The 21,849-nt window shown below is 69.5% G+C and carries 18 protein-coding genes; 8 read left to right on the top strand and 10 right to left on the bottom strand.

Annotated features, from left to right (window positions below):
* Positions 1-76 precede the first annotated feature (76 nt).
* Positions 77-610 (top strand): hypothetical protein, encoded by a 534-nt coding sequence (locus WME79_RS39635; protein WP_437525736.1) that lies wholly within the window; start codon positions 77-79, stop codon positions 608-610.
* Complete coding sequence (locus tag WME79_RS39630; RefSeq protein ID WP_437525734.1) at positions 607-1,089, top strand: hypothetical protein; 483 nt, start codon at positions 607-609, stop codon at positions 1,087-1,089. The genes WME79_RS39635 and WME79_RS39630 overlap by 4 nt, the downstream gene beginning before the upstream one ends.
* 46 nt (positions 1,090-1,135) lie before the next feature.
* Here WME79_RS39630 and WME79_RS39625 read toward each other — a convergent pair whose 3' ends face one another.
* Positions 1,136-2,035 carry a fumarylacetoacetate hydrolase family protein gene (locus WME79_RS39625; protein ID WP_437525732.1) on the bottom strand — a complete coding sequence of 300 codons (900 nt, stop codon included), beginning with the start codon at positions 2,033-2,035 and terminating at the stop codon, positions 1,136-1,138.
* 460 nt (positions 2,036-2,495) lie between these two features.
* Here WME79_RS39625 and WME79_RS39620 point away from each other — a divergent pair, with 460 nt between their 5' ends.
* Positions 2,496-4,181 (top strand): CTP synthase, encoded by a 1,686-nt coding sequence (locus WME79_RS39620; protein WP_437525730.1) that lies wholly within the window; start codon positions 2,496-2,498, stop codon positions 4,179-4,181.
* A 290-nt stretch (positions 4,182-4,471) separates the two neighbouring features.
* On the opposite strand, the gene WME79_RS39615 is transcribed toward WME79_RS39620, so the two are convergent.
* The gene (locus WME79_RS39615) at positions 4,472-5,434 is read right to left on the bottom strand and encodes an acyl-CoA desaturase (protein WP_437525728.1); all 963 of its coding nucleotides are present in this window, start codon (positions 5,432-5,434) and stop codon (positions 4,472-4,474) included.
* A 130-nt stretch (positions 5,435-5,564) separates the two neighbouring features.
* Complete coding sequence (locus WME79_RS39610) at positions 5,565-6,554, bottom strand: diacylglycerol/lipid kinase family protein (protein ID WP_437525726.1); 990 nt, start codon at positions 6,552-6,554, stop codon at positions 5,565-5,567.
* 95 nt (positions 6,555-6,649) lie between these two features.
* Here WME79_RS39610 and WME79_RS39605 point away from each other — a divergent pair, with 95 nt between their 5' ends.
* Entirely contained in the window at positions 6,650-7,972 is a 1,323-nt protein-coding gene (locus tag WME79_RS39605; RefSeq protein WP_437525724.1) for a hypothetical protein, read from the top strand.
* 36 nt (positions 7,973-8,008) lie between these two features.
* Here WME79_RS39605 and WME79_RS39600 read toward each other — a convergent pair whose 3' ends face one another.
* The 3 genes from WME79_RS39600 to WME79_RS39590 all read right to left on the bottom strand — a co-directional run bounded on the left by WME79_RS39600 (position 8,009) and on the right by WME79_RS39590 (position 11,311).
* Positions 8,009-10,024 carry a DUF6029 family protein gene (locus tag WME79_RS39600; protein ID WP_437525723.1) on the bottom strand — a complete coding sequence of 672 codons (2,016 nt, stop codon included), beginning with the start codon at positions 10,022-10,024 and terminating at the stop codon, positions 8,009-8,011.
* Between the two features lie 87 nt (positions 10,025-10,111).
* Positions 10,112-10,636 carry a peroxiredoxin family protein gene (locus WME79_RS39595; RefSeq protein ID WP_437525721.1) on the bottom strand — a complete coding sequence of 175 codons (525 nt, stop codon included), beginning with the start codon at positions 10,634-10,636 and terminating at the stop codon, positions 10,112-10,114.
* Between the two features lie 147 nt (positions 10,637-10,783).
* Positions 10,784-11,311 carry a TlpA disulfide reductase family protein gene (locus tag WME79_RS39590; RefSeq protein ID WP_437525719.1) on the bottom strand — a complete coding sequence of 176 codons (528 nt, stop codon included), beginning with the start codon at positions 11,309-11,311 and terminating at the stop codon, positions 10,784-10,786.
* Between the two features lie 407 nt (positions 11,312-11,718).
* Between WME79_RS39590 and WME79_RS39585 the strand changes: the two genes are divergently transcribed.
* The 3 genes from WME79_RS39585 (at position 11,719) to WME79_RS39575 (ending at position 16,349) form a co-directional block, all read left to right on the top strand.
* The gene (locus WME79_RS39585; protein ID WP_437525717.1) at positions 11,719-12,954 is read left to right on the top strand and encodes a hypothetical protein; all 1,236 of its coding nucleotides are present in this window, start codon (positions 11,719-11,721) and stop codon (positions 12,952-12,954) included.
* 125 nt (positions 12,955-13,079) lie between these two features.
* Complete coding sequence (locus tag WME79_RS39580) at positions 13,080-14,180, top strand: P-loop NTPase (protein ID WP_437525716.1); 1,101 nt, start codon at positions 13,080-13,082, stop codon at positions 14,178-14,180.
* Positions 14,181-14,306: 126 nt separating this feature from the next.
* Positions 14,307-16,349 carry a S1 RNA-binding domain-containing protein gene (locus WME79_RS39575; RefSeq protein ID WP_437525715.1) on the top strand — a complete coding sequence of 681 codons (2,043 nt, stop codon included), beginning with the start codon at positions 14,307-14,309 and terminating at the stop codon, positions 16,347-16,349.
* Positions 16,350-16,427: 78 nt separating this feature from the next.
* Here the strand turns inward: WME79_RS39575 and WME79_RS39570 are convergent, their stop codons facing one another.
* Genes WME79_RS39570 through WME79_RS39555 form a run of 4 tightly spaced genes read right to left on the bottom strand, consistent with a single transcriptional unit; the run spans position 16,428 to position 20,898 of the window.
* Complete coding sequence (locus WME79_RS39570; RefSeq protein WP_437525713.1) at positions 16,428-17,660, bottom strand: ABC transporter permease; 1,233 nt, start codon at positions 17,658-17,660, stop codon at positions 16,428-16,430.
* Positions 17,657-18,877 (bottom strand): ABC transporter permease, encoded by a 1,221-nt coding sequence (locus WME79_RS39565; RefSeq protein WP_437525711.1) that lies wholly within the window; start codon positions 18,875-18,877, stop codon positions 17,657-17,659. The genes WME79_RS39570 and WME79_RS39565 overlap by 4 nt, the downstream gene beginning before the upstream one ends.
* Positions 18,874-19,671, bottom strand: coding sequence for an ABC transporter ATP-binding protein (locus WME79_RS39560; RefSeq protein WP_437525710.1), 798 nt, complete (start codon positions 19,669-19,671; stop codon positions 18,874-18,876). The genes WME79_RS39565 and WME79_RS39560 overlap by 4 nt, the downstream gene beginning before the upstream one ends.
* Positions 19,672-19,677: 6 nt before the next feature.
* Positions 19,678-20,898, bottom strand: coding sequence for an efflux RND transporter periplasmic adaptor subunit (locus WME79_RS39555; RefSeq protein WP_437525708.1), 1,221 nt, complete (start codon positions 20,896-20,898; stop codon positions 19,678-19,680).
* A gap of 250 nt (positions 20,899-21,148) precedes the next feature.
* Here WME79_RS39555 and WME79_RS39550 point away from each other — a divergent pair, with 250 nt between their 5' ends.
* The gene (locus WME79_RS39550) at positions 21,149-21,820 is read left to right on the top strand and encodes an FKBP-type peptidyl-prolyl cis-trans isomerase (protein ID WP_437525706.1); all 672 of its coding nucleotides are present in this window, start codon (positions 21,149-21,151) and stop codon (positions 21,818-21,820) included.
* Positions 21,821-21,849 lie beyond the last annotated feature (29 nt).

Below are 21,849 nucleotides of genomic sequence, written 5' to 3'. Positions count from 1 at the left end.
GGGTTGTCCTCGGAAAGGAGAGCTTGCTAGGGTGCGCGCAGACGCTCCTTCACGCTCTGTTCGAAGGGAGGACACCGTGTCCCAGCAGCATTCGACCCGCGTGCTCTTGCCGCTCATCATCCTCGCGGCTGCAGCATGCTCCGGCGCCAAGCCCAAGCAGGCAGGAGAAGACTACAACTTCGATCAGGCACCGTCTGATGGCGCCGCACCCGCCGAGACGGGGAGCTCCGGCGCCGAGGCGGGCAGCTCCGGCGCCGAGGCGGGCGCGTCGGCGGACAGCGGGAGCGGGCTCAACCCCGATCAGAAGAAGCAGATGGAGATCGCGCTGCGACGCGGAGGGGACAAGGCGGCGAACTGCGCCGAGGTCGTGTCCAACGCGCCGACCGGCGAGGGAGAGGTCAAGGTCGTGTTCGATGGCCAGAAGGGACGCGTGACCGACGTGCTGGTCGGGCCGCCCTTCGCAGGGACGCCCGCCGAATCTTGCGTGAAGCGCGCCTTCGTCGGAGAGATCGTGCTGCCGTTCGAGGGCGATCCGCTCGAGGTCCCGTACACCGTGAAGCTGCCGTCCAAGAAGTCGGGCGCGGGAGCTTCCGGAACGAAGACGCCATGAAGTGCGCCTCGATCGCCGTCGTCGCCGCGCTGGTGTTGGCCGCTGCCTCCGCCAGCGCGGAGGAGCCGGCGGCGCCTCCGCGCTACCCACCGTCCTCGGCACGCGTGAAGGTCATCGTCGGCGGGGTGGCCGTGACGGCGCTCGCCTACGGCGCGGCGTTCCTCGCCGCATCGTCATGGCCAGAGGTCCCCGGGGCGAGCGAGCTGAAGATCCCGATCGCTGGCCCATGGCTCGCGCTCGCCAAGAACGGCTGCGCCGCGGACGATCCGGACTGCGGAGCGACGCTGTACGTTCGCGGGGCTCTCACCGCCATCGGTGGGCTCGCGCAGCTCGCCGGTCTGGGTCTCGTCGGCGAAGGGATCTTCATGACCACGGAGGCGCGCTCGGCGCAGCCTTCGAGCCCTGCGGCGCTGACGGTGCGGCCGGCCCCGGTGATCACCGCGACCGGCATGGGCATCGGCGTCGTCGGTACGTTCTGAACCACCGAGAACCACGCGGACGACGCGCTGATGCACCGACGCCCGCTCAACTGCGGCGCCATGGCAACAGCGCGGGGCCGCAGACGGGCTTGCCGCTCATCCGTCCGATGCGCTCGATCATCAGCTCGACGCTGGCGCCGTACGTTACGCGTTGATCAGCGCTTCCACCGAAGACGCGGCCCGCTCCGATCACGTCGCCCGCGCGCAGCTCGATGTGGTTGCTGATGTACGCGACGGATTCCGCCAGCGAGAAGGTCCACTCGCCGACGCGCGAACAGGAACGTGTCTCGGCGTCGACGCGGACCTGGGTCCGCAGCGCCTCGACCGAGCCGAGCTCGTCGGGCGTGACGAGCACCGGGCCGAGCTGCGTTGCAAAGTCCTTCGCCTCCGACGGCGGGAGCCCGCGCACCAGCGACCGCGCCTCCAGGCTGCGCGCGGTCCAGTCGTTCAGCACGGTGTAGCCAGCGATCGCGCGCTCCACCTCCTCCGGGGTGGCGCGCCGCAGATCCTCGCCGAGGACCACCGCGAGGTTCAGCTCGTAGTCGGGCTCGTCTTCGAGCGGGGGGAAGGGGACCTCGGCAGCATGTCCAAGCAGCGCGCGGCTGTTGCCGAACCGATACCAGGGGCGCTCGGCTCCGTGCGCGTAGGGGCCGAGCTGGATGTACGCCGCGCGGTCGGTGGCGCAGGGAGGCAGCCACAAGATCGTGGCTGGATGCAGATGCGTCGACGCGGGACGATCTCCGCTGAGCAGCCGATCATCCAGCGCGTGAAGGCCGGCGCAACGGAGCGCCACCACGCGCGTGTGAAAGTCCGACACGCCGCGGATGTCCGCGAGCTTCGTCCCGAAGTGGCGCTCTAGCTCCGCGACGTCGTAGAGCGCTCCGTCCCGTTCGAGCGCTACGATCGGGGTGGACGTCGCGAGCTGGAGCACGTGCGCGATTCTCATGGCGTGACCAGGCCGCCGGGAGCCGGCGGAGCGTACCATCCTGGTCCGCCGGAGCTCTCAGGCCGGCGGAACCCCCCCGCGCCTACGCCTGCGGCCGGCGGTCGGCGTCCGATCCCGAGGGACTCGACCCTTCTTGGGACATCGGATTGTCCTTTGCATTGACGCGCTGGGAGAGCGGCCTAGAATGCCGGCGGATTCAGAGCGGCATCACGTCGCGCAGGCTTGCCGTGGGTCCCTGCGGGTTGCAGATGGGCTCGTACGGCAGGTCAGGTTCTGTTGCCGGCGCGGGGTTCCCCGTCGCGGGGTTTCCTCCGGCTTCGGTCCTGCTGACGGGGCCGTGCGGCTTGTAAGCCGGGCAAGGTATTTGCCGTGGACAGCCGACCCTTGGCGGCGCTCACCTTGGAGCGCCGCTCGAGGGACTGGTTACAGGCGCGCACACGGCGCAGCGGAGCGATGGGTCATGAGCAAGCGGACCAAATTCGTCTTCGTCACAGGCGGAGTCGTATCGTCGATCGGCAAGGGACTGGCGGCAGCCTCGATCGGGGCGCTGATGGAGTCCCGTGGGTTGAAGGTTACCCACCTCAAGCTGGACCCGTACATCAATGTCGATCCCGGCACGATGTCCCCCTACCAGCACGGCGAGGTCTTCGTCACAGACGATGGAGCGGAGACCGATCTCGATCTCGGGCACTACGAGCGCTTCACGCTCGCCCGGATGAGCCGCCAGAACAACTTCACCACCGGCCGCGTCTACGAGGCGGTCATCTCGAAGGAGCGCCGCGGCGAGTACCTCGGGGCGACGGTGCAGGTGATCCCGCACGTCACGGACGAGATCAAGCTGCGCATCCGTTCTGCTGCGGACGGGGCTGACGTCGCGATTGTCGAGGTCGGCGGCACCGTGGGTGACATCGAGTCGCTTCCGTTCATCGAGGCGATCCGCCAGCTCAAGGTGGAGTCGGGCGCGCAGAACGCGATCTCGGTGCACGTCACGCTGGTGCCGTTCATCGCGACGGCGGGCGAGCTGAAGACGAAGCCCACCCAGCACTCGGTGAAGGAGATGCGCGAGATCGGCATTCAGCCGGACATCCTCCTCTGTCGCTGCGATCGGCCGCTCCCGCGCAGCATGAAGGAGAAGATCTCCCTCTTCTCGAACGTCGCCGTCGACTGCGTGATCGCGGCCGTCGATGTCGACTGCATCTACGAGCTCCCCCTCGTGCTCCACGCCGAGGGGATCGACGAGAAGATCACGGAGCTGCTCAACATCTGGGCGAGGCAGCCGGACCTGTCGCCGTGGCAGCGCATCGTCGAGCGATTCAAGAAGCCGTCCCGCGGCATCGTGAAGATCGGCGTCGTCGGCAAGTACGTGCACCTGCGCGACTCCTACAAGTCGCTGCACGAGGCGCTCGTCCACGGCGGGCTCCACAACGAGGTGCGGGTCGAGCTCGAGTACATCGACTCCGAGCAGATCGAGGCGCGCGGTGCGGCCGAGCTGCTGTCGAACCTGGACGCCATCCTCGTGCCCGGCGGCTTCGGCGATCGCGGGACCGAGGGGAAGATCGAGGCCATCCGCTATGCGCGCGAGGAGAAGATCCCGTTCTTCGGGATCTGTCTCGGCATGCAGCTCGCGGTCGTCGAGTACGCGCGCCACGTCTGCGGCATGACGGGAGCGAACTCCGTGGAGTTCGATCGCAACGCGGCCTACCCGGTGATCGATCTGATGCCCGACCAGAAGGGGGTCGTCGAGAAGGGCGGGACGATGCGCCTCGGCGCGTACCCGTGCGTGCTGGACAAGGGCTCCATCGCCGCGGAGGCGTACGGGCAGACGAGCATCAGCGAGCGGCACCGGCATCGGTACGAGGTGTCGAACAAGTACCGCGAGGCGATGGTGCAGAAGGGGCTCGTGCTCTCCGGGACGTCGCCCGACCAGCGCCTCGTCGAGATGATCGAGCTGCGCGAGCACCCGTACTTCGTGGGCTGCCAGTTCCATCCCGAGTTCAAGAGCCGCCCCCATAGCGCGCACCCGCTCTTCGCGCGCTTCGTGCGCGCCGGTCTGGAGCGCCAACGCGAGCGCAACAAGGCCGAGAAGCCGAAGCCCGGCGATTCTGCCGCCGCCCACACCCAGCAAGCTGCCTCGTCCGTCAACTAGAGCGGGGTGCACAGGTTCGTGCGCTACGGGCTCAGTCGCCAGGCAGGCGAGTGAGGCGTACGAAACTACGCCGCAGCGAGCCGAACGACGCGGATGAGCCCGTCGCGCACGAAGATGCGCCCGCGCTCTAGCGGCCCGCGCCAGAGCTCCCGAGGGGCTCTGGCCGCCGCATCGACGGCGAGACGGGCGGCGCTGCGATGGTTGTCGAGGGTTTTGTCGCGAGCTCTTGCGGACGAAGGCGGCCCTGCAGCCTCCGTCCGCAGATCATCGATGACGAACGCTGCGCGCGATCAGACGTCGCCGAGGCTCGGCCGGCCTAGCGGCGGGGCGTCAAGGGGCTCGGTGTTCGTGGCCTGAGGGGCGAGGAGCGGCGAACGCTCGCCGACCTCCTTGATCAGGTTCCGCTGCAGCACGTGCGCCGGCGCGGTCCTGAGCTCCCAGATCAGGCCGAGCTTCTCCATCGCGCGCAGGATGTAGAAGCTGACGTCGATCTCCCACCAGAAGAAGCCCTGGTTCGCGCTGCTCATGTAGTGGTGGTGGTTGTTGTGCCAGCCCTCGCCGAGGGTGATCAGCGCGAGCCAGAAGTTGTTGCGGCTCGTGTCGGTCGTTGCGTAGCGCCGCGAGCCAAACACGTGCGCGAGGGAGTTGATCGTGAACGTGCCGTGCATGAGCGCGCACGTCGACACGACATAGCCCCACAGGAACGCGTCGTAGCCGCCCACCGCGAAGAGCAGCGCCATCATGCCGAGCGGCCCGACCACGTGGTAGCGCTCCAGCCAGCGGAGCTCAGGGAAACCTGCGAAGTCGGGGATGCGCTTCAGGTCGAGCTCCTCGTGCTCGCGGCCGAGCCACCAACCCATGTGCGCGTACCAGAACCCCCTGCGGAGCGGGCTGTGGACGTCGCGCTCGGTGTCCGAGTATTTGTGGTGGACGCGGTGCGTCCCCCCCCACCACAGCGGGCCCTTCTGGGTCGCCGTGGTGCCGAGCAGCGCGAGCAGGAATTGCAGCCCGCGGCTCGTCTTGTAGCTACGGTGCGAGAAGTACCGGTGGTAGACCGCCGTGATCGCGAACATCCGGACGAGGTACGTGGCCGCGGCGAGCGCCGCGAGCTTCCACGTGGCACCTCGGACGATGGCGACCACGGTGCCCACGTGGATCGCAGCGATCCCCAGCACGTTGAAGATCTGGCCGAGGCTGGGGCCAGGTTTCGGTACGACGACTCGTGTAGGGCTCGATGCAGGCGCTTGCGTCATGGGTTCCAAGGTGGATGGAGCATCGAGCACGCCCGTCACTGGGGCTCACGACGCCGGTCATGATTCCGTCATGCGATGCAGCCGCCGGCTCGCCGACGGAGCGGCGCAGGGCGTCGGCGAGCGCGCGATCTCAGGGGCGCAGGGAGAGGACGTCGATGGCTGGCCCGGCGGAGACCCGGATCTCGCTCGCCCGGAGGGGATCGCCGTCGAGGATGTAGGGGCCGTCGCTGAGCGAGGTCGCGCTGGCCTCGGCGCCGAACCGGACCGTGAAGTCTTGGACGAGGTCGTCGAAGTGGTCCCTGCCGCCGATCCGGCGGCCCGCGAGGACGAGCGGAGCGCGCGGCCCGAGCTCTCGAGGGGGCAGGGCGCTGGCGACGAGGTGAGGGCGATCGAGATCCTCCCCTGCCCGGTAGGTGACCAGCATGTGGATCCCGAGGTCACGCACTGCAGACGAGCAGATGAGCGACCAGGCGCGTGGGGAGAGCTGCCGCCCCTCCACGTCGATCGTGCAGGGCAGCGGGTCGAGGACGCGGCGCGCGTAGGCGCCGCCGTACAAGGACTCGATGAACACCCGCGCCACGATGCGCGCAGCGGCGCCGTAGCCGTCGCCTCCGCGCTCGTAGTAGACATCGAAGAAGCTGGCCACGAGCCCGGTGCCGAAGATGAAGCCGATGCGCTCCTCGACACCGCTCTGGGTCGTCGCGCGCACGCGCAGGGTGGGCCGGCGGACGGCGCCATGGATGGCCGCGCCGCTCGGGAGGCCGCGAACCTGGCTGACCGTCCGCGCGAGGAGAACAGCCGGATCGCCGGTCATGCCCCAGTTCCGCGCGACGGTCGCCACGGTGCCGCCTGGCAGCAGGACAAGAGGCGGCAGCGAGCGCTCGCCGAAGGCGCGCGCGAGGGCCGTGACGCCGGCCATGAAGCTGCCGTCGCCGCCCGAGAGCGCGACGAGATCCGTGCCTCGCCGGGCGAGCCGCTCGCAGACCTCCGCGAGCTCGGCGACGTTCGAGGTCGGGTGGAGCTCCGCCGCGCCAGCGCACGCGGCCGCCATGCGGTCGATGAGCGACGGCCTCGCCCGGTACCGGCGCGCCGTGGTGTTGACGATGACGTCGATACGCATGGTGCCGGAACGTGACCGCCGTATAGAACGGATTCCCTGGGTGGTCGAGCCGAAGGGGCTTCGAACGCGAACTTCGGCGCGGTAAGAGGCGCGTCATGCGCCGCGTGCTCTCCGGGTCGATCCTCGCCGGCCTCCTCTCGCTCTCCGCCGTCACCGGCTGCGCGAGCTCGGCCTCTCTACGCGCAGCCGAGGCGGGCAGGTTCGACGAGCTGCGCCGCACGTTGAGCGACGAGCTTCGTCGCGGCACGCTGGACAGCGACGACGCACGAGCGATCGCCCGCGCGGTCGCGCAGGGAGAGATCGCGCGGGCGACGCCGCCATCGGGGGCCGAGCGGCTGCGCGAGCTCCGGACGTGCGCGCGCGCGCTGGAGGACGCGCTCGCCGAGCGTGCCGCGGGCTCAGACGCGATCGCGACCGCCGCGGCGATGATCCTCCTCGAGGCAGGGCTCAGCGACCCGGAGAGCGTGAAGCGCTACGCAAGCGACGCGGCGGCGGGGCGGTACCCCGGCAAGGACACCGCGCTCCGCGCGCTCGAGACGCGGGCGCTCATCACAGGCGAGGACGGCGCGGTGCGCCGCGCGCGGATGCTCGACGGAGATCAGGAGGTCCGCGTCTCGGCGCTTCGCGCCGCCGCCGCGGCAGCGGACCCGAGCGATCGGGAAGCGCTGATCGAGGCGGCGCGACTCGATCCTTACCCGCTCGCGCGGACGCTGGCGATCCGCGCCGCCGGGGCGCTCGGCGGTCAGGAGGTCGTGCTGGCGCTGCGCGATATCTGGACCCTCTCGGATGAGCCTGGGCGCGAGGCGATCGCCGAAGCGTGGGCGACGCCGCGCGCGCTGGGCGGCGGCGGGCGCGCGCAGCTGCTCTGGGCGATCTCCACCCAGCGCGGCGCGCCCGCGATCGCCGCCGCGCGCGCGCTGGTCCGCGCGGGAGGCGAGGGCGCCGGCGAAGCGGTCTCCGTCCTCATCGGCTCCATCCGCTCCAGCCAGAGCCGGGATCGCGTCTACGCCATCCTCTCCGCGCCGCTCCCGGACGCGGCGGTGCGATCTGCGCTCATCGAGGCGCAGGGCGATCCGGATGAGGCCGTGGTCTTTACCGTCCACAGCCGCTACGTCGACGCCGCGCCGCAGGACGTCACGGCGCGCGAGCGCTCCGCGGCGGTCGCTTGGCTGATGAAGCTCGCCGCGGGGACGTCGACGCGCGCGGTGCTCGCGCGAGGAGTCCTCGCACGTGCAGGCATCCGCGCGGTCGTGCCGCTGCTGGAGCGCGATGTCCGATCGCGCGAGATCCCGGTGCGCGAGGCGGCGGGGTCGGGCTTGGTCGCGCTCGGCGAGATCCCGCGCGCCGCACCGCTCCTCGCCGACGCCGAGCCCCAGGTCAGGACCTCGGTGGCCTGCGAGATCCTCGCGGCGTTCTGAGCGTTGCCGGTAGGGCGCTCGAGGTGGTCTGGTCGCTCAGAACCTGGAGACGAGCTCGAGCCGCGCCCCCTCGAACGGTGGAAAGAACCGGCACACGCCCGAAACGCAACGCAGGCCCCCGCGCCGCTGGCCAACGAAGAGCTGCACGGTGTCGACGACCCGGTCGAACGTCGTTCTCCTCGACCCGGCCTTCCACTGCAGCCCCCCGTTGAAGAAATGGCAGAGCTCGGTTTCCTTGCCAGGTTCACACCCAGGCTGTGAGGTGTACTCGTAGCCGAACATCGCCGCGAGGTGGGGTGACCACTGGAGCGCGAGGTAGTTGTCCCCTTCGACCCAGGAAGATTCGAAGTTCTCTGGCCTGTAACGGCGACGGCTGTTGCCTTGCGCCTGGATCGAGAACGCGCCGGCGAGGTGCTTCACGACGTCGTAGCGGACGTAGCCCTCGCTGTAGAAGACGTGGCCAGTGTCGGCCTCATCGGATTGCCGGACTCCAGCCCACGCGCGCACGTGCGAGCGGCTGCCGTCGAAATCGATCTCGGTGCCTACTGCAGTATCCCAGGTGTCGGTCCTGTTCGCGTCGTCCGTCTTGCAATCATAGTTCGCCTGGCGCTCGGAGAAGCTCACGTAGCGACCGAGCCAGGCATAGATGGCCGCGCTCCGGGTGAAGCGGTAGTCGACGCGCCCGCGCCCGCCGGTCACGCAGACGTTGGGCGCTCCGATCGGCTCGACGTAGATGGGCTCCGCCGTCGGAGGCTGGTTGTACGCCACACCCTCGAACTCCGGCGCATTGAACCCCGGGTTCGACAGCGAAGAGACGTCGATGTTGGCCGAGAGCGGGAAGAATCGCCGGTAGTGCTTCCCTTCGACGGCGACGGCGAGCGGACCGCCGCGACCGTTCGCCGCCAGATAGACGGCATAGCCGGACACGTCCTTTGCCGGCACGTCATCCCGGTCGAGATGCCCGCCACGGAGCTGTTGACCTGCAACCTCGACGTAGACGTCCCCGCGCTCCGCGATGGACGGAATGCTCACCGAGCCGCTGAAGGTGCGGATCGTGTTGTGCTGACGCGCAGGGGAGGCGCTGACGACATTGAACTCCGGGAATTTCCCGCCGCACAGGCGCAGCGCGACCTGAGGATCTGCGCCGCCCTCGTCCAGGCATCGGTTGAACTCTTCGGTGTATGTCTTGCGCAGCAGCAGCGCGCCGTTTGCGGCGAGCTCCACGCCCTTCAGGCTCGCCTCCAGGCGTCCGCCGAGCACGGTGTCCTCAAGGTAGTTCGGCCGTGCCCCTTCGGTGACATCGCGGGTGCGAGGGTTTCCCTGCGCATCCACGGTCGTCTCGCGCGTGACAAGGTCGTCGGCACCAGGGAAGCCGAAGAAGAGCGGCGACCCGTCGCCATGGAGCCGCCTGCCGCTCGCGTCATCGACGCGCAGCGGGTTCATCTGCCCCGCGAAGGCGGTGGCCTCGAGCCTGAATAGCTGGAAATCCTTGTCGAGCACGAGCCTGCCGCCCCTCAGGGTGGTGTCGATGGCGAGCTCGTCCATTTTCCGCACGCTGAAAACGAGGCCACGTCCGAGCTGGGCGTAAAAGTCGCCTGCTGTTGCCTCGATGCCTGGCTGCGTATAGGTGAGCCAGAGCTTCGCTGGATAGACGGTCGTCAAATAGCGGGAGTGAACCTCCCGCGTGGCGTCGTTCAGATCGAACGAGACCTCGTCGTTCAGGACCTTCTGTTGCAGCTCGAAGCTGGTCGCCGAGGGCCTTGCCAGGTAGAAAGAGGCGTTGAGCCGCGTCCCGAGCTGGAGGCGCCACCAGTTGAGCTGAGCGTCGACCCGATCGACGAACTCTCCGTAGTTGTCGTCGAGATAGCGCGAGGGATAGCGCCGATCGTCGTTGCGATTGTTGAAGTGGTAGCTGGCGGCCGCGGTGTTCACGACATCGAGCGAGAGCGGTTCGCCGCCGACGTTCGGGAGATCGACCGCCGCCGCAGGAGAGGCCGCGAGGACGAACGTCGCTGTCAGGCAGGAACGGACGAGGCGGAGCGGGCTGCGCACCGCCCGATCTCTACCACGGACCTCGGCGCCGTGGAGCCAGCGAGCCGCAGATCGAGCCGAGAGCACGCGCAGCCGGGCGCCCCGGCGCTACTGGCCAAGCGCCTTCTCGACCTGCTCGGTGAGCGCTGCCTCGTCGCCGGGCTGGTACCCGCCGCGCTTGTGAAGAATCGAGCCGTCTCGGCCGATGAGCACGGAGAACGGAAGCTCGCGCTTCGGATTGTACTTGGCGGCCACGGTCGTCTCCTCGTCGAGCAGCACAGGGAAGATCATCTCCCTGTCGTGGACCGTGCTGCTCACCTGCGCCCTCGACTCCGGTCCGTCGAGCGACACGGCGAGCACGACGAACCCCTTGTCCCTGTGCTTCTTGTAGAGATCGACGAGGTGGGGCATCTCCGCCAGGCACGGATCGCAGGTGGTCGACCAGAAATCGATCAACACCACGCTCTTGCCGGCATAGTCCGAGAGCCTGACCGTCTTGCCGTCGAGGGCGGGGAGCGAGAAATCCGGCGCCCGGCTCGCCGATGAGCCGCCGGAGGCCGCTCCGCACGAGGCGGCAGCGAGGCCGAGGACAATCAACGCCAGCGAGAGCGCGCAGCGGGTTTTTCGGTTCATTGGGTTTCCGTCGCGAAGGGGTCGGCCTGAGCGGCCGATCGGCATGAGGGCTCAACGTCGCGGGCGCCCTCTGCGGCGCCCTGGCAGATTCTCCCTACACGCGCGCGCCGACCGGTGGTTCGACGACGCGCCCACGGCGAAGCTCGTTCAGAGCTCGCCGTTCATGATCTTCTCAAAGGTTCGCCAGAAATTGCTGTCCTCCTCGGGCACGCCAGCGACGATCTCCATGATCGTCATGTCCTGCGTCCTGACGATCATGTTCGCCGGGAACGCGTCGGCCTGGAAAAGCGCGCCGAGCTTGTACGAAGGGTCGATCGCGGACGGGTACTGCACGTCGTACCGCGTCGTCCAGCGGTACAGGTCGTTCGGGACCGCCGCCTCGCCTGGGGTCCTTCCGTCTGCGAGCTGAACAAGGAACTCACCGCCCTGGGGTTGATACTTCTTGTAGAGCTCGGGCAGGATGGACTCTGCCTCGATTTTGCAGGGGCCGCACCATACGGACGAGACGTCGATCAGCAGCACCTTCGGCTTCGGCTCTCCCGCGCCGTAAAGCGAGCCTTCCGGAAAGACCTCCGTCCCGGTCGGGTTGTAGAAATCGGCGAGCTGAATCGGCTGCATCGTGTCGTTGTGTTCGGCGGCGTTGGCGTACCCGACGAACTGATAGTTCGCGATCACCCGGTGGAGGCTCACCCCATACGGCCCAGTCGGATATCGAGCGTTCGCAGCTTGACCCGTCCCCTCGGGAAAAGGAGGAGCAGGAATGGGATCCTCTTCTGCGCAGCCGACGAGCCCTAGAGCCGCCACGACGAAAAGGCCCATCCCACCGAGAACCGCGTCGATTCGCATGATGCCACCGCCTGAAGTATGGTGTAGGAGTGCTCATTCTTCTGGGCGGCACGGGGGGCGTCAAGGGCAACCTTGGCGTCGCCGCTTCGCTCGGGAGCGCGTTTCCGCAATCTCCGGCCAGGCCCGCCGTGCCTGCCCCGATCCGCGGGTGTTTCCCGCGCTGAGGTCCTATGCAGCAGGTTGTCGCTTCTCACAGCGCCCGTCGGCCCCGTCTCCGCAGAATCCACGCCTTCCTGATGCTGTGCTGCCTGGCGAGCGGGGCGGCCATCGCGAGCGGCGCATGCTCGTCGGGCGCGCCGCAGGACAAATGCTTCGGGGGGGTCATCGTCGACGGCGTCTGCGAGGGCAAATGCAAGCCAGAGCTCTGCCTGGAGGGCAACACCTGCGTCGGCAACCGCTGCGTGCTCAGGTGCAGCAGCCACCGCGAATGTATTCCAGGCATCCAGGACTGTGCGCCGGCCGAGGAGGACGACACGAAGGCCGAGATCCTGGTCTGCATGCAGAAGGAGAAGATGGTGGGCTTCGGTGCCCCGTGTCCATTCGGCACCGAGTGCGGCCAGTTCGGGCGCTGCCCCGACGAGACGCCGTGCAACCCGACCCAATGCAACGGGAACCCTGGCGAGTGCCAGCGCGACACGGAGCGGTGCGGCGACGACCCCGCCTGCTCCGCCGGCAAGTGCAGCGACGGCAGCCCCTGCGTCGTCCCGGCCTGCTCTCCCGACCAGTGCACCTCGCTCGGCCTGGAGTGCCTCGGCAAGGGACAGGGCGACGCCGAGGCCTACTGCACGATGCCGCACTGCATGGGCGATGCGGACTGCCCCGGCGGCTTCGAGTGCGCCGTGTCCCGCGATCCTCACGCGATCTGCGGCACGGACAAGGGGGATGACGGCTTCTGCGGTGAGACCGACGAGGAGTGCATCGACCCGTCCACGTTCGGGGACGGCAACACCTATGTCGAGGGCCCGGTGTGCCTGCTGCGCAGCACCTGCGTCAAGCGCACCCAGTGCGCGCCGTGCAGCACCGATTTCGACTGCTCGTTCGCCGCAGAGCAGCGCTGCGTCGCGATCGACGGCGAGCGCCGGTGCGCCAGGTCCTGCAGCGAGGACTCCGACTGCGACCTGGACTACCGGTGCGACGACGGCGCGTGCATCCCGCGGTTCGGCGCCTGCACCGGCAAGGGCAACTTCTGCGAGCCATGCCGCAACGACACCGACTGCGGCGACGCGGACTCCACGATGGAGTGCACCACCACGCTGCGCGGCGAGCGGGCGTGCCTGGACGCGGCGCTCCCCATCCGGTGCACCGCGGAGAACGCGGCTGAGGTCTGCCCGAAGTCGCCCAGCGGGCTCGTCGGCGAGTGCGTGTGCGTCGAGCAGAACTCGAGCGGGGACTGCGTGGACTCGCGGTGCTACCTGCCGTCGCGCCGGCTCGATCCCGGCGACCCCGATTCCAAGGTCGCCACCTGCTGGTAACGGCGCCGACCGGGCGCAGGAACGGCCGGTGTCGCGCGCGCCCGGCTAGGCCAGAGCGAGCGCTCGCGGAGACGCCGCGCTCGCCGGTTGACGGGAATCCCGAGCAGTCCTAACTCCTTCGCCCCATGCCCATCACGAAGGACGCCGCGCTCGCCGCGCTGGCAAAGGTCATCGCGCCGGACCTCCAGCGCCCCATCACCGACCTCGGTCGCGTCCGGGAACTCTCGGTCGAGGGCGAGGCCGTCTCGCTCACCGTCGAGCTGACCAGCTACTTCAAGCAGCGGCTCGCGGCGGACATCGAGGCGGCCCTGAAGGGCGCCGGCGCGAAGGGCGTCCGGATCTCGTGGGACGTCGGCATCCCCGCGCGCACCATCCTTCAGGACGACCCGTCCCCGGGCGTGCGGAACATCATCCTCGTGATGAGCGGCAAGGGCGGCGTCGGCAAGAGCACGGTCGCCGCGAACCTCACCCTGGCGCTCAGCCGCGAGGGGGCCAAGGTCGGCCTGCTCGACGCGGACATGTACGGGCCGAGCGTCCCGACCATGCTCGGCGTGATGGGCCGCCCGACGTCGGCCGACGGGCAGAAGTTCCTGCCGCTCGAGCGCTTCGGCGTGAAGCTCATGTCAATCGGCTTCCTGCTGGAAGATCCGAAATCGGCGGTCGTCTGGCGCGGGCCGATGCTCCAGAACGCCCTGATCCAGTTCATGCGCGACGTGGAATGGGGTGAGCTCGACTACCTCGTGCTGGATCTTCCGCCCGGTACCGGCGACATCGCGCTGACGATCTCCCAGAAGATGAGGACCACGGGCGCGATCGTGGTGACCACGCCGCAGGAGGTGGCCCTCCAGGACGTGTACAAATCGGTCTCGATGGCCCAAAAAGTCGGGATCGCCCTGCTCGGCGTGGTCGAGAACGAGAGCTACTTCGTGTGCGACGGGTGCAGCAAGCGGCACGAGCTCTTCGGGGCCGGCGGCGGGCAGAAGATCGCCGAGTTCGCCGAGGCGCCGCTGCTCGGCCAGATCCCGATGGATCCGGCCATCCGGGAGTGGGGCGACGCCGGCACGCCGGTCGTTCAGGCTGCCCCGAGCAGCCCGATCGCGCGCGCGTTCGTGGATGTGGCGGAGCGGCTGGCCGGCCAGATCAGCGCCCACAACCTCGCGAGCGGGGGCGGCCTCCGCATCGATCGGAGCGGGGGGACCAACAAGCACCTGCCCATCATGCGGTAGGCTCTCGCGTAAACGTCCCGGGTACGATATGGTTCCGGCCCCTTCCCCCATTCAACCGAGGGGGCCGCTGGAGAGAACGCGAGCACGTTTCGCCCCCATCGGCATGCGTTGTCGCGCGAGGCGCGGATGAATACCCACGAAAATACCACCACGCCGGCGGACGCGCCGGGAGCTCCGGCCGACCAGGGCGGCCCGCTCGAGTCGTCTAACGCTGCGCCCGAGCAAGCAGCCCAAGCCCATGAAGCGGGGTCCACCCCCGCGACCGAAGCGAGCCACGAGCCCGGCGGAGAAGCGTCGTCGCAGGCGAGCTCGGCCCAGTCCGAGGCGACACCGGCCGCGGCGGCTGCCGCCGCCCCGGCGAGCGCTGACGACGACGAATGGGAAGAGCAGCCGGGCGACGACATCGGCAACCGCGTTCCAGGCCTGCCGCGGGATGACATCGGCAACCGCAAGCCGGGGTTCTCGCCTGGCAAGCGGACCCCTCCGGCGGCCGCGAAGCCCGCGCCAGCCGCGAAGCCTGCGCCGGCCGGAGAGGCCGGTGCGGCCGCGCAGACCGAAGGGGGCGCTGGAAAGAAGCGCCGCCGCCGTCGTCGCCGCAAGGGCGCGGAGGAGGGCGGCCAGCCCGGGGCCGAGGCAGCCGAGGCCGCTGAGGCGGCCGAGGCCAGCGGCGCGGAGGCGGCCGACGCGGCAGAAGAAGATGAGGGTGAGGAGGAGCCGGCGGCCGACGAGGCGAGCGGACAGCCGCAGCCCGGTGGCGAGAAGCGCAAGCGCCGCAAGGGGCAAGGTGCGCCGCCGCCGCGTGAGCGCCCGGCCTTCAGCATCGGCGAGGAAGTGTTCGGCAAGGTCAGCAAGATCACCGACCATGCCATCTGGATCGACATCGCCGGGAAGGCGACGGGGCTGTTCGACCGTCGCGAGATCCTCGATGAAGAGCCGCCCGTCGAGGGTGATCAGTTCATCGCGACGGTGGCGAGCACCGGCGTGCGCGGAGGCATGCTCCTCCTGTCGAGGGCGCCGGTGCAGCTCGATCAGGCGCGCGCGCGCGCTGAGGCTGCGCTCCAGAGCGGCGAGTCGATCGAAGGGTTCGTGACCGGGGCGGTCAAGGGCGGGCTCGAGGTCGATCTCGGCGGCCTCCGCGCCTTCGCGCCGGCGTCGCACGTCGATCTGCGCCACGGCGCCGACCTCAACTACCTCGTGGGCCAGCGGCTCGACTTCGGCGTGACCCAGTTCGCGAAGAAGGGGCGCGATATCGTCGTGTCCCGCCGCAAGATGCTCGAGGAGGAGAGCCGGAAGGCGCGCACCGAGGCGCTCACGTCGATCGAGCCTGGCTCGCTGCACAAGGGCATCGTGCGCAAGGTCGTCGCGTGGGGTGTGTTCGTCGCGCTCCCCGACGCCGGCGGCGTCGAGGGGCTCGTCCACATGAGCGAGGCGAGCCACGACCGCGGCGCCAAGCTGGCCGACCTGTTCAAGCCGGGCGCGGAGATCGACGTGAAGGTCCTTCGCGTCGACGACAAGGGCAAGCTCTGGCTGAGCCGCAAGGCCGCCACGGTCGATCCTTGGGACGCCGTGAAGGAGAAGTACGCGGTCGGTACGCGCCACAAGGGCAAGGTCGCTCGCCTGCAGCCGTTCGGCGCGTTCATCGAGCTCGAGCCGGGCATCGATGGGCTCATCCACACGGCCGACCTCTCGATGAAGCCGATCCAGCACCCGAACGAGGTCGTGAAGGTCGGCGACGACGTCGACGTTGTCGTCGCGACCTGCGACGCCGCGGGCCGGCGCATCGGGCTCCACCCTGCTCCGCCTGAGGGCGAGGAGAGCGAGCCGCGCCAGCGCGTTCAGCAGGGCAAGGCGGTGAAGGTGGCCGTCACGCAGGTGACCGAAGGGGGGCTCGTCGTCCGGGTGCTCGGCACCACGGGGCGAGCGGCTCGCGGCTTCATCCCGGCCGGCCACACCGGTACGCAGCGCGGCACCGACCTCCGGAAGGAGTTCCCCATCGGGACCCAGTTCGACGCGAAGGTCATCGAGGTGGATCCGCGCCGGGGCGAGGCCAAGCTGTCGATCCGCGCCCTCAAAGAGGACGCCGAGAAGCAGGCGTACCAGCAGTACCGCGCGGGGGTCGCGCGCGAGGCCAAGTTCGGCACGTTCGCCGATCTGATGAAGAAGAGCTGATCCCGGGAGGCGCACGCCGCCCGTGCGGCGGCGCCTCCATCCTCCACAGCCACCGCCCGCGGTCCGGCGCGCTTCGCGCTACTCGCGCCCCAGCGCGTTCACGGGATCCATGCGCGCGGCCCGTCGTGCAGGGAAGAACCCGAAGACGATCCCGATCGCCGTGCTCACCCCGAGCGCGACCGCGAGCGCGGTCGGCTCGAGCTTCATCGGCCAGCCGAACGCGCTCGAGAAGCCGAAGATGACGCCGTACCCGAGCGCGCTGCCGACGATGCCGCCCAGCGTGGCGAGCACGAGCGCCTCGAGCAGGAACTGCAGCAGGATGTCGATCTCCCGGGCGCCGATGGCCATCCGGATGCCGATCTCCCGGGTGCGCTCGGTGACGCTCACCAGCATGATGTTCATGACGCCGATGCCGCCCACGACGAGCGACACCGCCGCGATGCTGACGAGCAACGCCGAGAGCGCCGCGAAGATCGCGTCCTGCATGGCCTGGAACTCCGCCTGGCTCCGGACGGCGAAATCGTCCTCGTCGTTCTCGCCGATGCGGTGCCGCTGGCGGAGGATCGCCTCGGCCTGCTGCCTGGCGCGCTCCGACGTCTCGGCCGACGTCGAGCTCAGCAAGATGGCGTGAACCTCCCCAGGCCGCGTGGCGATGACGTGCGACCGCATCGTGGTGATGGGCATCAGCACGATCTCGTCCTGGCTCTGCCCGAAGGGCGACGCCCCCTTCTCCTCCAGCACGCCGAGCACGCGGTACATCTGACGGCCGATCCGCACCATCCGGCCGACCGGATCGATCGATCCGAACAGATCGCGCGCGGTCTGAGCCCCGATCACGACGACCTTCTCGGAGAGGTTCTCCGAGGCGGGGCTCCACGGCTCTCCCTGCGCGACCTTCCAGCTCCGGATCTCGAAGTAGTTCAGGCGGGTCCCGACGAGCGTCGGGCTCGCGTTCTGGCCCTCGTGGATGACCTGGGCGCTCGACCTGAGGAACGGCGCAACGAGCCGGATGCTCGTCGACTCGCGCGCGAGCGCCTGGCCATCGAGCTCCGAGAGCTTGGCGCCCGCGGTGCTGCGGACGCCCGAGGCGCGGGCGGAGCGGGCGAAGACGATGAGCGAGTTGGAGCCGAGGTTCGAGATCTGCGCGTTGACGTTGGCGCGCGCGCCGCTCGCCAGCGCCGTGACGGTGACGACGGCCGCGACGCCGATCGTGATCCCCAGGATCGTGAGCCCGGCGCGGAGCTTGTTCCGGCGGACGGCGCGCAGCGCGATCACGACCGCCGAGAAGACCCGGGTGAGCGTGGCGCTCATTCGTGCCTCAGGGCGGCGATGGGATCCTGACGGGCCGCGCGGCGGGCCGGGAAGAACCCGAAGACGATCCCGATCGTCGCGCTCGTCCCCACCGCGACGACGACCGCGCTGGCCGGCAACGTCATGTTCCAGCCGAGCGTCGCGGCGAGGGCCTTGATGACGCCGAGCCCCGCGCCGAGCCCGAGCACGCCGCCGATGAGCGACAGGGTGATGGCCTCGACAAGGAACTGGACGAGGATGTCTCCCTCGGAGGCGCCGATCGCCATGCGGATGCCGATCTCGCGCGTCCGCTCGGTGACGCTGACCAGCATGATGTTCATGACGCCGATCCCGCCGACGAGGAGCGACACCGCGGCGATCGAGGACAGGAGCATCGTCAAGGTGTCCAGGATCCGCTCCTGCGAAGCGCGGAACTCCGCCTGCGTGCGGATCACGAAATTCGGCTCGTCGTCCGGCGCGATCTCGTGGCGCTGCCGGAGGATCCTGTCGATCTGCTCCACCGCGCGATCGACGGTCCGCTCGCTCGTGGCCGCGGCGACGAGCATCTGGACCCTGCCCGGCGCGCTCGGCACGATCCGCGACCGGAAGCTGCCGATCGGCATGAGCAGCCGGTCATCCTGGTCCTCGCCGAAGGGCGATTGCCCCTTCTTCGCGAGCACCCCGATCACCCGGAACGGGTGCTTGCCGATCCGGATGTACCGGCCTACGGCCTCGCCCGAGCCGAACAGGTTCTCCCGGACCGTCTCGCCGATCAGGCAGACCTTCGCCTTGAGCTGCTCGTCGGCCTCGGTCCAGCCCTCGCCCATCCCGACGCTGTACGAGAGGATCGAGAGGTAGCTCCGGGTCACGCCCATGACCTGGGTCGCGACGTTGGCCTCTCCGGCCACGACCTGCGTCGACGTCGAGCTGAACGGGCTCAGCGCGGCCACACTCGTCGACTCCTTCAGGATCGCGATCCCGTCGGCCTCCGACATCCTCGCGTTCTCGCGGCGCTTCAGCCCCGACGCCTGCGTCGACTGCGGGAAGATGTAGATCGAGCTCGCCCCCATGCCCGAGATCTCGCCCAGGACGCGGTTGCGCACGCCCGTCCCGAGCGCGACGACGATCACCACGGCGGAGACCCCGATCAGGATGCCGAGCACCGTCAGGGCGGCGCGGAGCTTCGAGCGGACGATGGCGCGCAGCGCGATCCGGACGGCGGCGAGGTAGCCGTTCATGGCGAGAGCTCGTCGCTCTCCGCCGCGGAGAGCGGCAGCGCGGCCAGCGCCGCCGCCGCGTCGACGGGGCGATCGTTCCTGAGATCGCTGCGGATCTCGCCGTCGCGCATCGTGATCACGCGGCTCGCGCAGGCGGCGATGTCCGGCTCATGCGTCACGAGGACGATCGTGATCCCGCCCCGGTTGAGCCGCTGCAGCAGCCCGAGCACCTCGTAGCTCGTGCGTGTGTCGAGGTTGCCCGTGGGCTCGTCAGCGAGGAGCAGCGGCGGTGAGGTGACGAGCGCCCGCGCGATGGCGACGCGCTGCTGCTGTCCGCCCGAGAGCTGGTTCGGCGTGTGGTGCAGGCGCTCGGCCAGCCCCACCGCGCCGAGCGCCTCGAGCGCCCGCTTGCGCCGCTCCGCCGCGCCGACGCCCCGGTAGACCAGCGGCAGCTCCACGTTCTCGAGCGCGGTGGTGCGCGGCAGCAGGTTGAAGCCCTGGAAGACGAACCCGATCAGGCGGTTCCTGACGATCGCGCGCGCGTCGTTGCTGCGCCGGGTGACGTCGAGGCCGTCGAGCCGGTACGTGCCCTGCGTTGGCCGGTCCAGGCACCCGATGATGTTCATCAGCGTGCTCTTGCCGGAGCCGCTCTGCCCGACGATCGCGACGAAGTCGCCGTGCTGGATGGTCAGATCCACGTGCCGAAGCGCCCTCACGATGACGGCCTCGGTCGTGTAGTCCTTGCCGACGCTCGAGAGCTCGATGAGCGGCTCGTCTCGGGGCGCCGCGGCGACGCCTTGGCTCTGGGGCAGCATCACGCCTCAGAACAGCCGAGGGCCGCGCCCCCTGCCGCCCGCTGACGGATCGTCGTTCTCGTCGGTGACGACCTTGAGCGGCCCGAGATCGGACCCGAGCGCGGTGAAGATGCCGTCGGTGATCCCGACGTCGACGACGCGCGGCTCGATCTTCTCCGCCCCGGGCGTCGCGTCGGTCAGCACGTAGATTCGACCCTTCTTCGGCGGAAGCGGCTCGAGGGGCGGCGCCTTGATCTCCTTGCCGTCCTTGTCCCGCGCCGGGGCCGGCTTGAACCGGAGCGCCGCGTTCGGCAGCCGCCGCACCCCCTTGGCCTCGGCGGACCGGACGCTCACCGTCGCCGTCATCCCCGGTCGGAGCTTGACGTCGGGGTTGTCGACCTCGACGACCGCCGCGTACGTCACGACGCCGGACTGGCTCAACGGGCTGTAGCGCACCTGGCTCACCGTCCCTCGGAACGTCTCGCCCGGGAACGCATCGACGCTCACGTCCGCCGCCATGCCCTCGCGGAGCCGCCCGACGTCCGCCTCGTCGATGTCGGCGAGCACGCGCATCTTGCGAAGATCCTGGGCGATCACGAAGAGGGTCGGCGCCTGGAAGCTCGCCGCCACGGTCTGCCCGGGGTCGATCGCGCGGCTGATGACGACCCCGTCGATGGGCGAGAAGATGCGCGTGTACTGGAGGTTCGTCGTGGAGGAGCGGAGCACCGCCCTGAGCTGCGCCACCTGCGCCTTCGAGGCCGCGAGGTCGGCGAGCGCGACGTCGTAGGCGCCCTGCGCCGTGTCCAGATCGGCCTGCGAGCCCACCCCCTCCGCGACCATCTTCCTTGCGCGCTCGAGCCGCTGCTTGGCGGTCCCCAGCGAGGCCTCCGAGCGCACGACGCTCGCGTTCGCCGCCGCGATCTGCGCCTGGTTCGAGTCGATCTGCGCCCCGAAGAGCGTCGGATCGATCTCGGCCAGCACGTCGCCGGCCTTCACGATGCTGTTGAAGTCCACGTAAACCTTGGTGATTCGGCCCGAGACCTGGGCGCCGATCTGCACCTCGGTGAGCGGCTTGACCTGCCCCGTCGACTGGACCACTTCGAGCACGTCGCCCGTGGTGATGTCGCCCGTGACGTAGCGCGGCGGCGGCGGGGGCCTCGTCCGGATCCTCCAGACGACGATCCCCGCGACGAGCGCTGCGATCGTCGCGAGGACGCCGAGCCGAGCGAGCCAGCGCTTCGCGCCCACCCGGGAGAGCTCCTGCTCCAGGCTCTCTCCCCCGCGTCGAGGACGCGGTCCGCCCTCGCGCAGGCCCCGGGATGCCGCGCCGCCGGGGGGAGGCGGCGCGGCCGAGGCCGGTCGCATCTCGCCCGGCGGCGCCTCTCCGGGACGGAGGCGCTCTCTTTCCGTGGTGGCCTGCGCAGCAGGAGGCGACGCGTCGAGGGGGTCGCGACCGGTCGCCCGAGCCATGGAGTCGCCCATCGGACGTCCTCATAGCATGCTGCCGCGCGAGCGCGCCTCGCTTGAAACCGCGGAACCGCCGTGGCAGACCAACCGCCGCCCCATGGAGTCGCTGCCCATCGCAACGGATACGGTCGTCACGCTGTCCTACGTCCTCTTCAACGAAAGCGGCGAGACGGTGGATGAAGCATCGACCGAGGAGCCGCTCGTCTACACGCACGGCTATGCCCAGATCGTGCCCGGGCTGGAGCGTGCCCTGGAAGGGCTGCGCGCAGGCGAGCAGCGCGAGATCACCGTCGAGCCGGAAGATGCGTTCGGCGAGCGCGATGACGCCGGCGTCTTCGAGGTGGACAAGGCGGATTTCCCCGATGGGGGCGCTGTCGAGGTCGGCGACGAGTTCGTCGCCCAGGGCCCGGACGGTTCACCGATCGCGCTCCGGGTCATCGAGATCCTCCCCGAAGGCTTCCGGGTGGATACGAATCACCCTCTGGCAGGCCAGAAGGTGCGCTTTCAGGTTCAGGTCAAGGACGTGCGCGCCGCCAGCGAGGAGGAGATCGCGCAGGCTCAGGCCGAGCTGGAGGAGCGCATCGAGGATTCTGAGGGCGAGGGCTGCTGCGATCATGACCACGACCACGACCACGATCACAGCCACCATCACGAGCACGGGGATGGGGGGGTGCTCGTGACGCTCTCGAAGAAGTCGTCATAAGCCCGCCGCGAACTGGTGGGTTGTTCGAG

Origin of the sequence: Sorangium sp. So ce726, assembly GCF_051521405.1 — a bacterium.
Taxonomy (GTDB): Bacteria; Myxococcota_A; Polyangia; order Polyangiales; family Polyangiaceae; genus Sorangium.
Note: the sequence above shows the minus strand (reverse complement) of the source record. Positions and strands in the feature narration are given on the sequence as shown.

What these genes read in the sequence shown, in the direction of transcription:
- WME79_RS39630 (WP_437525734.1), top strand. Translation starts at nt 607, where the DNA reads ATGAAGTGCGCCTCGATCGCCGTCGTCGCCGCGCTGGTGTTGGCCGCT.
- WME79_RS39625 (WP_437525732.1), bottom strand. Translation starts at nt 2,035, where the DNA reads ATGAGAATCGCGCACGTGCTCCAGCTCGCGACGTCCACCCCGATCGTA.
- WME79_RS39620 (WP_437525730.1), top strand. Translation starts at nt 2,496, where the DNA reads ATGAGCAAGCGGACCAAATTCGTCTTCGTCACAGGCGGAGTCGTATCG.
- WME79_RS39615 (WP_437525728.1), bottom strand. Translation starts at nt 5,434, where the DNA reads ATGACGCAAGCGCCTGCATCGAGCCCTACACGAGTCGTCGTACCGAAA.
- WME79_RS39610 (WP_437525726.1), bottom strand. Translation starts at nt 6,554, where the DNA reads ATGCGTATCGACGTCATCGTCAACACCACGGCGCGCCGGTACCGGGCG.
- WME79_RS39605 (WP_437525724.1), top strand. Translation starts at nt 6,650, where the DNA reads ATGCGCCGCGTGCTCTCCGGGTCGATCCTCGCCGGCCTCCTCTCGCTC.
- WME79_RS39595 (WP_437525721.1), bottom strand. Translation starts at nt 10,636, where the DNA reads ATGAACCGAAAAACCCGCTGCGCGCTCTCGCTGGCGTTGATTGTCCTC.
- WME79_RS39585 (WP_437525717.1), top strand. Translation starts at nt 11,719, where the DNA reads ATGCTGTGCTGCCTGGCGAGCGGGGCGGCCATCGCGAGCGGCGCATGC.
- WME79_RS39580 (WP_437525716.1), top strand. Translation starts at nt 13,080, where the DNA reads ATGCCCATCACGAAGGACGCCGCGCTCGCCGCGCTGGCAAAGGTCATC.
- WME79_RS39575 (WP_437525715.1), top strand. Translation starts at nt 14,307, where the DNA reads ATGAATACCCACGAAAATACCACCACGCCGGCGGACGCGCCGGGAGCT.
- WME79_RS39570 (WP_437525713.1), bottom strand. Translation starts at nt 17,660, where the DNA reads ATGAGCGCCACGCTCACCCGGGTCTTCTCGGCGGTCGTGATCGCGCTG.
- WME79_RS39565 (WP_437525711.1), bottom strand. Translation starts at nt 18,877, where the DNA reads ATGAACGGCTACCTCGCCGCCGTCCGGATCGCGCTGCGCGCCATCGTC.
- WME79_RS39560 (WP_437525710.1), bottom strand. Translation starts at nt 19,671, where the DNA reads ATGCTGCCCCAGAGCCAAGGCGTCGCCGCGGCGCCCCGAGACGAGCCG.
- WME79_RS39550 (WP_437525706.1), top strand. Translation starts at nt 21,149, where the DNA reads ATGCTGCCGCGCGAGCGCGCCTCGCTTGAAACCGCGGAACCGCCGTGG.